Origin of the sequence: Paenibacillus sp. VT-400, from assembly GCF_001029205.1 — a bacterium.
Taxonomy (GTDB): Bacteria; Bacillota; Bacilli; order Paenibacillales; family Paenibacillaceae; genus Paenibacillus; species Paenibacillus amylolyticus.
In genome coordinates, this window is the sequence record NZ_LELF01000059.1 from 26,321 (window position 1) to 40,422 (window position 14,102).

General features: G+C 48.0%; 10 protein-coding genes and 1 other annotated feature. All 10 genes read right to left on the reverse strand.

Features of this window, described 5'->3' with window-relative positions:
* Positions 1–23: 23 nt before the first annotated feature.
* A complete protein-coding gene (locus EL84_RS07030) occupies positions 24–2,690 on the reverse strand; it encodes a valine--tRNA ligase (RefSeq protein WP_036605901.1) in 2,667 nt (888 codons plus the stop codon).
* Positions 2,691–2,750: 60 nt separating this feature from the next.
* Positions 2,751–3,032 (reverse strand) — a binding site (T-box leader).
* Positions 3,033–3,187: 155 nt separating this feature from the next.
* A complete protein-coding gene (locus EL84_RS07035; RefSeq protein ID WP_047841185.1) occupies positions 3,188–4,771 on the reverse strand; it encodes a LysM peptidoglycan-binding domain-containing protein in 1,584 nt (527 codons plus the stop codon).
* 365 nt (positions 4,772–5,136) lie between these two features.
* A complete protein-coding gene (locus tag EL84_RS07040; RefSeq protein ID WP_047841186.1) occupies positions 5,137–6,042 on the reverse strand; it encodes an RluA family pseudouridine synthase in 906 nt (301 codons plus the stop codon).
* On the reverse strand, positions 6,039–7,343 hold the full coding sequence (gene hemL / locus EL84_RS07045; RefSeq protein WP_047841187.1) for a glutamate-1-semialdehyde 2,1-aminomutase: 1,305 nt from the start codon (positions 7,341–7,343) through the stop codon (positions 6,039–6,041). The genes EL84_RS07040 and hemL overlap by 4 nt, the downstream gene beginning before the upstream one ends.
* A gap of 26 nt (positions 7,344–7,369) precedes the next feature.
* Positions 7,370–8,371: a porphobilinogen synthase gene (gene hemB, locus EL84_RS07050; protein ID WP_017692601.1), complete on the reverse strand. Its 1,002-nt coding sequence runs from the start codon at positions 8,369–8,371 to the stop codon at positions 7,370–7,372.
* A gap of 102 nt (positions 8,372–8,473) precedes the next feature.
* Positions 8,474–10,036 (reverse strand): uroporphyrinogen-III C-methyltransferase, encoded by a 1,563-nt coding sequence (gene cobA / locus EL84_RS07055; protein ID WP_047841188.1) that lies wholly within the window; start codon positions 10,034–10,036, stop codon positions 8,474–8,476.
* 4 nt (positions 10,037–10,040) lie between these two features.
* Positions 10,041–10,997: a hydroxymethylbilane synthase gene (hemC, locus tag EL84_RS07060; protein WP_047841189.1), complete on the reverse strand. Its 957-nt coding sequence runs from the start codon at positions 10,995–10,997 to the stop codon at positions 10,041–10,043.
* A gap of 2 nt (positions 10,998–10,999) precedes the next feature.
* Entirely contained in the window at positions 11,000–11,650 is a 651-nt protein-coding gene (locus tag EL84_RS07065) for a bifunctional precorrin-2 dehydrogenase/sirohydrochlorin ferrochelatase (protein WP_047841190.1), read from the reverse strand.
* Positions 11,651–11,655: 5 nt separating this feature from the next.
* Positions 11,656–12,483 (reverse strand): cytochrome c biogenesis protein CcsA, encoded by an 828-nt coding sequence (gene ccsA / locus EL84_RS07070; RefSeq protein WP_036605894.1) that lies wholly within the window; start codon positions 12,481–12,483, stop codon positions 11,656–11,658.
* Positions 12,484–12,497: 14 nt separating this feature from the next.
* Complete coding sequence (gene hemA / locus EL84_RS07075) at positions 12,498–13,883, reverse strand: glutamyl-tRNA reductase (protein WP_036605893.1); 1,386 nt, start codon at positions 13,881–13,883, stop codon at positions 12,498–12,500.
* Between the last annotated feature and the right edge of the window lie 219 nt (positions 13,884–14,102).

The following is a 14,102-nucleotide window of genomic DNA, read 5'->3' on the forward strand; positions in this document are numbered from 1 at the left end:
GCTCTCCATCCGACCCAAATATATTAACCTTTAAGTTCCTTGATTCGTGCAATCACTTTATCCCGTTTATCGGAATAATCTGCTTGCTTGGCGCGCTCTTCCTCAATAACTTTGGCAGGAGCTTTGGCTACAAAGCCTTCGTTCGCCAGCTTTTTCTCTACACGGAGAACTTCGCCCTCAAGGTTCTCCAACTCTTTCTCCAAACGTGCCACTTCCTGCTCGATATCAATAAGACCTGCGAGCGGCAAGTATAGTTCTGCCCCCGTAATGATCGCAGTCATTGCCTTATCCGGTGAGTTTAAATCCAGCCCACTATCGAACTCGGACGTATTACAGAAACGTTTGATGTAGTGACTGTTACGCGCAATGATGCTGGACGTCTCAGCACTATTTGCTTTGACCATCAGCTCGATCTTTTTGCTCATCGGCACGTTCACTTCTGCACGAATGTTTCGCACTGCACGAATGGTATCCATGAGCAGGTTCATCTCGGCAACAGCCTCTGGGTTCTCAAGAGCAGGATCATATACCGGCCATGATGCCAGCGTAATGGTCTCACCTTCATGCGGCAGATGCTGCCAGATCTCTTCGGAGATGTATGGCATAAACGGATGAATCAGGCGCATGGTCTGATCCAGCACATATGCAAGCACGGATTGTGTTTTCTTCTTGGCAACCGGATCTTCCCCATAGAAGGACAGCTTAGCAAACTCTATGTACCAGTCACACAGGTCATCCCAGATAAAGTTATACAACACACGACCCGTTTCCCCAAATTCATACGCTTCGATTAGACGCGTAATATCGCGGGAAGTTTCGTTCAGACGGTGCAAAATCCAATAATCCGCTGTACCAAGCTCTCCGCTAATGTCACGTTCCTCATAGGTGAATCCTTCCAGATTCATCAATGCAAAGCGCGAAGCATTCCAGATCTTGTTGGCAAAATTACGAGCCTGCTCCACCCGTTCCCAACGGAAACGGAGATCCTGACCTGGCGTGCTGCTGGTTGAGATCATGTAACGCATTGCATCTGCGCCGTATTTCTCAATCACATCCAGCGGATCTACACCGTTGCCCAGTGATTTGGACATTTTACGTCCATCTGCATCACGAACAAGACCATGCATCAGCACATCCTTGAACGGAATCTCATCGGTGAATTCCAATGCAGTAAAAATCATACGTGCAACCCAGAAATATATGATGTCATACCCTGTCACAAGTACACTTGTCGGATAATAACGTTTCAGATCTTCCGTATCTTCTGGCCAGCCTAGTGTGGAGAATGGCCATAAGCCGGAGCTAAACCAAGTATCGAGTACGTCTTCGTCCTGTCTGAGCTTGCGTCCAGCATACTCTGGCAGCGTTGTTGGATCTTCAGCAGATACGATGATTTCACCTGTTTCTTCATCATACCAAGCAGGTATACGATGTCCCCACCACAGTTGACGGGAAATACACCAGTCACGAACGTTCTCGATCCAGTTCAGATAGGTTTTCTCAAAACGATCTGGAACAAAATTAACCCCTTCGCCGCTCTGTTGTTTTTTAATCGCTCTCTCTGCAAGTGGCTTCATCTCAACGAACCACTGTGTAGACAGATATGGCTCAACAACAGCTCCGGTACGTTCACTGTGTCCAACCTGATGCGTGTGATCCTCAATGTTGATCAATACGCCCTGCTCTTTCAAGTCAGCAACAATCTGCTTGCGGCAGTCACTGCGATCCAGTCCCTGATACTTGCCTGCCTCAGCATTCATTGTGCCGCTCTCATCCATTACCGTAATCTGAGGAAGATCATGACGAAGACCTACTTCAAAGTCATTTGGATCATGCGCAGGCGTGATTTTAACTGCACCACTTCCAAACTCTTTATCCACATAATCATCAGCGATAATTGGAATTTCGCGTCCAATGATAGGCAGTACAAGTACTTTACCAATCATATCTGCATAACGCTCATCCTTCGGATGAACAGCAACCGCTGTATCACCCAGCATCGTTTCAGGACGCGTTGTTGCCACTGTAACGTAGCCACTTCCGTCTTTGAGCGGGTAACGCAGATGGTACAAGTGACCCTGAACCTCTTTATATTCAACCTCAATGTCGGACAGAGCTGTCCGGTTCACCGGGTCCCAGTTAATGATGCGTTTGCCTCGGTAAATAAGGCCTTTTTCATACAGTTGAACAAATACTTTGCGAACCGCTTGGGACAGACCTTCATCCAGCGTAAAACGTTCACGTGAGTAATCAAGCGACAATCCCATTTTGCCCCATTGCTGACGAATGGTAGTGGCATATTGATCTTTCCAGTCCCATACTTTCTCCAGAAACTTCTCACGTCCCAGATCATAACGAGTCAGACCTTCTTCACGCAGCTTCTGCTCCACTTTGGTTTGAGTAGCAATACCTGCATGGTCGGAACCCGGAAGCCACAGCGCATCATAGCCTTGCATCCGTTTGGTGCGGATCAGAATATCCTGCAGTGTAAAATCGAGCGCATGCCCAATGTGCAGCATCCCGGTCACATTTGGGGGTGGAATTACAATTGTATACGGCTCGGCATCTTTACGTTGACCGGCTTTGAAATATCCACGCTCCATCCAGGTGGAGTACCATTTATCCTCTGCCGCCTTAGGATCGTAAGTGGTCGGCATTTCTGTTGCAGCTGATTTTTTTTCCTCAGACATGTGTCATTCCTCCGTTACTTCATCATCTTCGCCAAAAAAAACAAAAAAACCTTTCATCCATCAAAGGACGAAAGGTTAGCTTTCGCGGTACCACCTTTGTTTCACGCCTACAACAAGATAGACTTCACCCTTTGTACATGACGTGACACTTCAAGCAGATAACGGCTGCTACCGGCCCATCCTACCTCAGTAATAAATGACGATAAATCTCATTCATCCCTTGTATTCAAACAGGCAACTCCCGGGCGACTTCGATCAGTTGGTTCCTGCGGAATCTCACAGCGTTGCAATTCCACTCTCTGAAAGGTCATACTGTCTACTACTCCCGTTCCACGTTGTTCTTCAAAAAACCTACACACATCATACCTTGCTCGTGCGCGATAGTCAACCTGACAACAGCGGATAAAGAGCGCTGGAATGCAGGTTTAGGGCGAATCATGCAAAAAACCGCAATCCTCAAGGGGATCACGGGTCGTAACGAAGGCTTTAACTACGGATTAAGGGATGTACAATATCTGACCTTCTTCCACAACCTGCTCAGATAATCGGTTATACAACTGAAGTTCCCTCGTGCTCAATTGATATCGATCTGCAATGGCATCCAGTGTGTCTTCTCGCTGAACGATGCACAGTTTCACCTTGCGGAATGGGGTCTGGTCCACGATCGTTCCAAGGAACAGGTTCTTCCATTCCACATCATCCGCTGGATACGTTTCTTCCTGTACCACACCCGCAGGAACCTCATCGCCTCGCTCCACTTCAGCATCGCGTGCCGCTCTGCCGGAGGATAACAAGGAAGAGATACCTACGCCCTCTTCTTGCCGTGGTGCGGATTCTTTTTTGCTGCCAAAAGCAACCTTCAGCTCCGGCTTGTCTTCCGTCTCAGCCACAGGTTCAGGAACAAATGCTTCGTTCTGTACAAACTCGTCTACCCCAGTCGCTTCAAAAGACGGCCGATCTTCCTCAGCGTTGCCTGGTTCGGACGAAGCAAATACACCTTGCCAGTTCTCCGCCTGTGATTCAACCGGGACATCGGCAACTGCCTGATTCTCCTGCTGAGGTACAGATCTCGCTGATTCGAAGTGCCATACCTCTGGTGCGTCCGGTACATCCGGTGCTGCCAACTCATTAGATGATTGAGCAGTAGGCTCTGTGACTGCTTGATCTGCACTTCTCGGGTTGGCAGGCAATGCATCCACGGAAGACTCGGACCAACCCGAAGACTCATCTTCCAGAGGCAGCAGTGGTTCCGACTCAGGGTAAGAAGCTAACCGATCTGCGGTCTCAGCCATAAATGACGAGATCGGAGAAGGTTCGCTGTATTGCTCATGAGATGCCAATTCATCCCCATTCGCTGTCAGAGATACGGGATCTTCGTTTGCATCAGGTTGTCTGTTTTCGTTAGCGTACTCCGCGCTTTGCTCCTCAGATTGAATTGGCTCGGCCGATGACGAATCCGCATATTCTTGTTGCCATTCTTCGCTATTCCTTAATGTCTCTTCTCTTGTAGACAGGTCAGCGAATTCCGGAGCACCATAGGCAAGTTCTGCTGCATTCGCAAGTCTCTCTTCCTCACTCCGCTGGAGCAGGTACTCTTGTGCAAATGTGTTGGGATCGCTGCCTGCCTGTGCTGCTTCATCGGAACGGTTGGATTGCTGAGCATCAGGTGAATGAACAACTGTAAACTCATCTGCTGACCATACTTGTGGCTCTTCAACAGGAAAACCTTCGATACCTCGCAGCGACAATACACCTGTAATGTTCAGACTGCGATTGGATAACAGATCCACGTCAAAATTTTCGATCTCGATGGAAATATCCTCAATCGATCTGACCCGGTTCAGCGGCACTGTGATCTCCACGGGAATGAAATGTTTGAGCTCCTCTGAAGCCTCATTTTCTCCTCTGTACGCACCTGTAAGTAAAAGATGTCCTCTTAACGTGGCATGATCATCCTGCCCTATGACTTGAATGCGCGGGTATAGTTCAATTTCCTCCAATTCCTCAATTGCAGGGACTCCCTCAGACAAATGAACGCGCTCATAAATATCGAACCGCAAACCATAAGGTTGATTCAACAAAGGTGGCGTCCTCCTTTCGGCATATGTTCACCATGATCCTTCTCATGGGACTGATCCATGGTCCAAATCCTTCGTTACCCCATCTATATGCCTTGAATGAGAGGAGCATGCCACCTTTTGAAAAACCTTGCTATATATGTTCAACTCATGGTTATTTACACTGTCACTCCAATGACAGAACAACCTTCTGATCACTGTTATCCCCAGATTTTTTCATTCCTTTTTATAAAGGGAAAATCCGGGGATAGCTTATGCTTCCGAAGTAGCTTTCTTTCAGAAAGCTTTTAGGCGAACGCTTTGCTTCTTCTGATTGTTTCTGTCCTTTCCATTTTCGTGTAAATAGTTAGTCTAACTTATATAGTGTATTAGTAAGACCCCTCTCGCTCTGCCAATTGTGTGAAGTCGGATGGCCAAGGGTCGTTCACTTCAATCATCGCTCCGGTTAACGGATGACTAAACTTAAGCATCTCTCCGTGAAGAGCCTGCCTACCAATGGCATCCGCTCTACCTCCATACAACGCATCGCCAATAAGCGGGTATCCCGCGTAACTCAGGTGTACACGAATTTGGTGTGTTCGTCCTGTATCCAGCTTCAATCGTACAAGGGTTGCTCGTTCCCACACTTCGACGATCTTCACATGAGTAACAGCTTCCTGTCCACTTTCGGAGACACGTCTGCGCTGTTTGTGATGTCTATCCTTGCCAATCGGAGCATCAATTTTGTGGAGTTCAAGGGGGATTTGTCCACCTGCAATGGCCACATAATGACGACCAATCTCTTTGCGACGCATCGCTTCATCCAGTTTGGCGAGGGCAAAAGCATTTTTGGCATACAGGACAGGTCCGGTTGTATCCTCATCCAGTCGATGAACATGGCGAACGCTCGCCTGGATTCCGTTCATTTCGTAATAAGAGGCAACCACATGATCAAGCGTGATGGCCTGATCGGTACGGCTTCCATCTGGATGCAGTTTCATACCTGCCGGTTTGTGCATAACCAGACAGAAATCATCCTCATACAATACATCCACATCAGCCCAGCGTGGCTCAACATCGATTGGCTGGGACGCAAAAAGGGCCAGCCGAAGCCGGTCCCCTGCAAGTTGTATTCCTTGGTTTGCTTTCAGCTGACGAAGCAGTTTCTCCGGAAACTGAAGTTCAGACAATAGCCATTGCTCTGCAGCCATCGGTTTGTCCGAACTGCCTGTTACGGCTTTCCCTGGCATCAGCTCAAGCCATTCCCCGCGGCGTTTCCAACTTTTGATGGTCATAGCGATTGAAGAGCTTTACGATTCGCCTCAATCGTATCGTCAATATCCTGCTCTGTGTGCACACCAGAGACAAACATGCCTTCGTATTGCGAAGGTGCAACACTCACACCTTGATCAATCATGGCCGCAAAATAACGACGGAATTGATCCAGATTGCTTTCTTTGGCAATATCATAATTCGTTACTGGAACGGCACTGAAGAATGGACAAACCATGGAACCCACACGGTTAATGGTTATCGCAATACCCGTCTCAGCTGCATTTTTCTCAAATCCGGCTTGCAAACGTGCAGACAATGTCTCCAGACGGTCATAGACCTCTGGTGTTAACAATTTGAGCGTTGTATATCCTGCTGCCATAGCCAACGGGTTCCCACTAAGTGTACCTGCCTGATAGATCGGTCCTGTTGGAGCAATCTGTTCCATCAGATCCCGACGGCCACCATAAGCACCAACCGGGAGTCCGCCACCGATAACTTTACCCAGACAAGTCAGGTCAGGTGTAACCCCATATCGTCCCTGAGCACAGTTCAACCCTACGCGGAAACCGGTCATGACTTCGTCAAAAATAAGCAGGCTGCCATATTGGGTCGTCAAACTCCGCAGGCCTTCAAGGAAACCGGAAGCCGGAGGAACAACCCCCATGTTACCTGCCACAGGCTCCACAATAACAGCGGCCAGCTCTTCACCATAACGTTCAAAAGCAAGCTTCACGGACTCCAGATCGTTATAAGGTACCGTAATTGTATTCACAGCTACACCTTCAGGTACACCTGGACTATCCGGTAGACCCAGTGTTGCAACACCTGAACCCGCCTTGATCAGCAAGCTGTCCGCATGTCCATGATATGATCCTTCAAACTTCAGAATTTTACTGCGTCCGGTTACCCCACGTGCCAGTCGAATGGCACTCATGGTTGCTTCCGTGCCGGAATTAACCATCCGCACGATATCGATAGAAGGTACACGCTCACAGACCAGTTTTGCCATCTCGGTCTCCAGCAAGGTAGGCGCACCAAAGCTTGTTCCTTTGAGGGCTGTCTCACGCAAAGCTTCTACAACGTCAGGGTGTGCATGTCCCATAATGAGTGGGCCCCACGATCCTACATAGTCAATAAAAACATTGCCATCAATATCGTAGATTTTGGACCCTTCACCGCGTTCTGCATAGATCGGAGTAAGTCCCACCGATTTGAATGCGCGTACAGGGCTGTTCACACCCCCGGGTATGTACTGCTTAGCTTCCTCAAACGCGCTGCGTGAGCGCTCATCATTGCGACGATTACCTTGTTGTGCAGTCATGAATATCCTCCTTAATGTAATGTATTTTATTTCTCAGCCAACCAGCGTGAAGCGTCTTTTCCGTAGTAGGTAATGATCATATCTGCACCTGCGCGTTTCATGCTGAGCAGGATTTCCATGGCAACTTTTTTCTCATCGATCCAGCCTTGAATCGCCGCCGCCTTCACCATGGCATACTCGCCACTTACATTATAGGCAACAAGCGGAAGATCAAATTGATCCTTAATCGTACGCATGACATCAAGATAGGACAGCGAAGGTTTAACCATTAGCATATCCGCTCCTTCGAGCACATCCGTCTCTGCTTCACGCAAGGCTTCACGCGCGTTCGCCGGGTCCATCTGATATGACTTGCGGTCTCCGAATTGTGGTGTGGAATCCGCAGCTTCACGGAATGGACCATAGAATGCGGATGCATATTTAACAGAGTAAGACATAATCGGAATGTGACTGAATCCATTCTCATCCAGCCCCGCGCGGATCGCTTGTACAAATCCATCCATCATGTTGGATGGTGCAATAATGTCCGCTCCTGCTTTGGCTTGAGACACTGCCGTTTGCACGAGCAGATCAAGTGATTCGTCATTTAACACATCTCCGCAGATGTGACCGTCAATCTCCACGGTGTGTACCATACCGCAGTGACCGTGATCCGTGAATTCACACAGACAAGTATCCGCAACAACCAGCAGTTCTGGATACCAGGATTTGATCAATCTCGTTGCTTCCTGCACAATGCCATCTTCAGCGAAGCCAGATGAACCCACACTGTCCTTCGTCTCGGGAATACCAAACAATAACACGGCTGGAATTCCCAGCTCGGCAATTTCCGTTACTTCCTCCTGAAGACGATCCAGCGAGAAGCGGAATACGCCAGGCATGGATTTGATTTCAGATTTTACATTTTCTCCATACGTCACATAGATCGGTTGAATAAAGTCGTCCACAGTTAGATGGGTCTCTCTGACCATATTGCGAATACCTGTGGATTGACGTAAACGGCGATGCCGTACAATTGGAAAACTCATACGAGTAAAACCTCCTTGAAAGTTAAATAGAGCAAAAAGGGAAGCGCGCTGGTATCCTATCGAATTCAGCACGCTTCATATGTTGACATGGTTACATGTGTATTAATTTCGAAGAGCGCCTTCTTTGGTGCCTGTCCGTTTCCAGTCGCATAGCACTGTGATCAAGCTATCCATGGTTGCTTCCTCTGCCATCAGTGTAACCTTCAGTCCAGCGGCTTCTGCCGTCTTCGCTGTAACAGGCCCGATACACGCAACCTCCACATCTTTCAATAAAGGCAGTGGATCTTGCAACCCCATACGTTTCAACATACTCATGAAGTTGGTAACCGTCGATGAACTTGTAAAGGTCACCGCATGAATTCCACCTTCTTCAAGTAGCTTGAGCAGTTCGTCATCATCCTCACCAGCAAGGATCGTATCGTAGGTGATGGCTTCGGTGACCTGAAGTCCTCGTTCTCTCAACTGATCACGTAACCACGTACGTGCCAGATCACCGTGCGGAAGCAATACTCTCTGACCTTCCTTCAATTCGCTTTCAAAAGCCTCAAGCATGCCTTCGGCCTGGAAAGGACCTTTGACAACTTCAGCTACGATGCCATGTTTGCGCAAAGCGTCCGCTGTGGAAGGTCCTACGGCAGTAATTCTCGCTTGATGAATCGAGCGAATATCCTTGCCTTCCTGTTCCAGATGGCGGAAGAAAAACTCCACGCCGTTCACACTTGTGAAAAACACCCAGTCATAGGTATTTAAAGCACTGAAGGCGTCTTTGACACTTTGCTTGGCAGATTCACTGGATGGCATGACCGTCTCAATAACCGGAAACTCATACGGTTCGCCACCGAGTTCCTCAATGCGATTCACCAGTTCACTCGCCTGACTGCGAGCACGGGTTACCAGAATTCGTTTGCCAAACAGCGGCAGCGCTTCTGCCCATTTCAATTGTTCCCGCTGATTGACAACATCTCCCACCACAATAACAGCTGGTGGTTGGAAATTGGCTGCGATCACTTTCGCTTCTATATCCTCAAGGGTACCTGTAAGGGTATCCTGTTCCGCTCGTGTTCCCCAACGAATTAGAGCTACCGGTGTTTGCGCTGGACGACCATGACGAATCAATTGTTCGCTGATATATCCAATTTTGGCAACCCCCATCATAAATACAAGTGTGCCCGTTGCATTCGTCACTTTATCCCAATGGATACTGCGATCAAGCTTGTCCGGACTCTCGTGCCCCGTAATAATAGAGATGGAAGATGCATAGTCACGGTGAGTCACAGGAATTCCAGCATACGCAGGTACACTTATTGCAGCGGTAACCCCAGGTACAATCTCAAACGGAATTCCGTTTTTGTGCAGCAAACCCGCCTCTTCGCCCACGCGTCCAAAGATAGTTGGATCGCCGCCCTTAAGCCGAACCACAACCTTGCCTTCAAGAGCCAGATCAACCAACAGTTGATTGATCTCTTCCTGTTTCATCGTATGCCGATCCGGGCGCTTGCCCACGTAAATCTTGACTGCGCCGGGTTTCATTTGTTTCAACAATCTCGGACTTGCTAAACGATCATAGACTACCGCATCGGCTTTCCCGATGGATTCCCACCCTTTTACCGTAATCAGCTTTGCATCCCCAGGACCTGCCCCTACCAAAAAGACCTTTCCCACCATGTCTTCATCCCCTAACTTCTGCCAGTATCTGCTCTGCTCCCCGTTCGATCAATCTCCAAGCCACTTCTTCTCCCAGACGAACCGGGTCCTTGCCGATCATGGCTTCCTTAAGAATCAGCCCACCATCCGGCGTGCCGACCATACCTGTTAATTGTAACGTGTTTTCACCATTCAGGGAATCTGCATCTTGCTGAGGCACCCACACCGCATGAGCACCGATCGGAACCTGGCAGCCCCCATTCAATACACTGAGAAAACGGCGTTCCGCCTGTACAGGAAATGCTGTCTCGGGGTCGTTATACAGCTGCAGCAAGTGCAACAGTTCCTCATCGTCTTCACGACATTCGATACCAAGCGCGCCTTGACCCACTGCCGGAAGGCAAGCTGTTTGCGTCAGGTACTCTGTGATCCGGTCTTCCCAGCCCATACGGTACAATCCTGCAGCTGCCAGAATAATCGCATCGAATCCTTCGGTCTCCAGCTTCCGCAGACGGGAATCAATATTGCCGCGAATCGATTCCAATTGCAAATCTGGACGATAGGCCTTTAATTGACTCGATCGGCGCAGACTGCTTGTTCCGACTCTAGCTCCTTCTGGCAGTTGATCCAGAGTTAGTCCACCATTAGATATCAGCGCATCCCGTGGATCTGCACGACGGGGAATAGCACCATTGATTAATCCTTCGGGTAACTCGGAGGGCATATCCTTCATACTATGCACAGCCATATCAATGGTACGATCAAGCATCGCTTGTTCAATCTCTTTGACAAACAAACCTTTGCCGCCCACTTTTGACAACGTTACATCCAGAATGAGATCTCCCTTGGTAACAATCTTATGTACTTCAAAGTCAAAAGCTAATCCTTCCCGCTCACAAATATCGCGTAAATCCTGAATGACATGACCTGTCTGGGTTAGCGCAAGCGCGCTCTGTCTACTTCCAACTTTAATTGTACGCATATCTACACTTCCTCCTGATTACGGGATATCCAGTCCCCGATTTCTTCTTCGGTCCACCACCGAAAATGGCCTGTACGAATATCTTCTAATATGTGCATTTCAGTTAATTGCCGAAGCAACGTACTTCTGAGACTTGAAGAAGATACGCGTGACTTCACCTCAGTCCTCATCTGGTGCAAAAACTCAAGGTACGTCTCATACTCATCACCGAACTGTCGTTCGAGTGTGGCACGTATCTCCGCTGCTGCTGCCGGTCCCGCTCCTGCTGTGGATATCGCTATGCTTAATCTCCCACGCCTTACCACGCTTGGCGTAATAAAGCTGCTGTGCTCCGAAGACATTGCGTTATTCACCAATATGCCCGCAGCCCCCGCATCCCGAACCACAGTTGAATTGACCTCTGAATGGTCAGTCGCTGCATATACGAGAAAGGCCCCCCGCAAATCTCCATTGCGGTAGGACCGGTCTATCCATTGAATTCGGGATTCATGATGCAGTTGTTTTAATATGGGAGTAAGCTCCGGACTAATGACCGTAATCTGTGCCTCAGCATGTAGTAATCCCTTAATTTTACGTTCGGCAACACGTCCACCACCAACCACGCAGCATTTCTTGCCTGAAGTATTCACAAATATCGGCGTGTAACGGTCCATCCCCTTCACTCTCCCGTCCAACGATGAAACGCTGAATACGCATTGGATAAAAAACTTATAATGACAAATCCGTACCCAATCAGTGTCCATCTTGCCATGATAATTGTAGAGAACTGTTTCCTTCTCTTGGATACGAAGTACCCCACATAGATGGCTATAGCAAGACCTGTCGCAATAACTTTGAGATCCAAGAGTAGAATCCAGCGTCTTTCCGCCACAATGGATAATACGGCAAGCATCACAGAAACACCAAGGAGCGGTGTACCTATGAAATTAGCACCATCCATGTATTTGCCGATCACTTCCAGGCTTGGCATCCGTCGCATCGTATCATTCCACTTTTTTTTCTTCAACTTACGGTGCAGGAACAGATATAACATGGCAAATACCGTAGCAACGGTTAACGCCGCAAAACCAAGATTCGCCAAGGTAATATGCATAATGAGTAATCCATGTACCGTTTGCCAGTTATGCAGTGATATCTCTCCGGCCGTAAACCACAGTCGGTTTAATACCGTAACGGAAAAACCTACAACATTCAGCAACAAAATCACAAATTCGGAACGCTGGATGCGAGTCATGACAAGAGACATCAGCACAATACTGAATGAAAATATAAACAAAAAATCAAAGGTGGTATAGATGGGGAAATGGCCTTCAGTCCACATGCGCAATATGACATGCGTTACCTGCAATCCCCAAACAACGACAAGAAACCCTGTGCCTGTCCGCTTCGCCCCCGCATTGCGTCGAATGCAGTCCGAGAAATAGAACAGTAGGCTCAGGGCATACATATAGATTAGAGCTTCATAAACTTGTTCAGCAAGGGTCAAGCTGCCCACCCGCCTTATACGCCTGCCGGAGCATAAGCCGGCACGGGGTCTTGCCGGTTTTCGTTAAGGTGAGCGGCTGGTTTCGCCAGAGCTGTAGCATCACTCTGACTCACTTTTTCAGCGGCCATCTCTACTGCATCTTCCAGAGCGAAAATCTGAGTGAACATGCGCAGAGCTTCATCACCTTGCTTCGTGCCTGCCATTTCCTTAATCCGATTAATCGGATCTGTCGTCATTTGGTTCACAATACTCTTGGTCAAACGACGAATGACTTTACGTTGATGTTCATCGAGCTCAGGCAGTTTATTAAACAGGCTATCCATCGTTTCTTCATGAATGGAGACACCTTTTTCCTGCAAAGCGCGAATAACGGGACGAACACCCAACGTTTTGAGCCAATGGTAATAATCCTCCATCTCAAGCTCAATCATTCTCTCAATCTTGGCAGCTTCCACCTTACGCATCTCCAGGTTGCTCTCCACGATTCCTTCCAGATCATCAATATCATAGAGAAATACGTTGGATAATTCACCAATCGCCGGATCAATATCGCGTGGAACCGCAATATCAATCAGGAACAATGGACGAGATTGACGACGCTTCATGCTCTCCCGTACCACTGCTGCATCCATCACATAACGTTCAGCTCCAGTCGAACTAATCACAATATCAACTTCATTCAGTCGATCTAATGCCTGTTCCATCGTACAAGGTGTACCCCGGAACTTGGCTGCCAATTCTTCAGCTCTTGCGAGCGTACGATTCGCCACGATGACCTCTGATGCCCCGTTGGCATAGAGATGTTTCACGGTTAGTTCACTCATCTTGCCGGCACCCAAAATGAGCACCTTCTTGTCTGTGAACATGCCAAAAATCCTCTTACCGAGTTCAACAGCAGCATAACTAACAGATACGGCGCTCTCCCCGATGGAAGTCTCCGAATGTGCCCGTTTGCCCAGCGTAACTGCCTGTTTGAACAGCATATTAAACCAGGTACCTGTTGATTTCTCTTCCTGCGCTTTAAGAAAAGCCTGTTTCACCTGTCCAAGAATCTGAGTCTCACCAATGACCATGGAATCTAGTCCGCAGATGACGCGGAACAAATGGCGCATGGCTTGATCATCTTCATATATATATAAGTGTTGCGTAAATTCTTCCCGTGGTACGTTAAACCATTGTTCCATGAATGTTCGAATAAAATAACCACACATGTGAAGACGGTCCACCACAACATACAACTCGGTACGGTTACATGTGGCTACGATTACACCTTCCAATACACTCTTGGTCAGCTTGAGCTGCTGCAGCGCTTCAGACAAATCCTTTTCTGCAAATGTGAATCGTTCCCTAACCTCTACAGGCGCCGTGCGATAATTCAAACCAACGACAACGATGTGCATTGCAAGTTCACCTGCCTAATAAATTTCCAATCAAAGTGCTTACTGCATATGTCTATCCATTTATGATTGACAAGGTTAATTATATCACACATCATAGCCATGACCGGGTCATTTTTATGAAATGTTTATGAAATCACCATGTTCATCATCATATGCACTGTCATTTATTGTAGTGTCTCACCAAAGTTCACCGTTATGCGTTAAAAAGTGTCGATTATG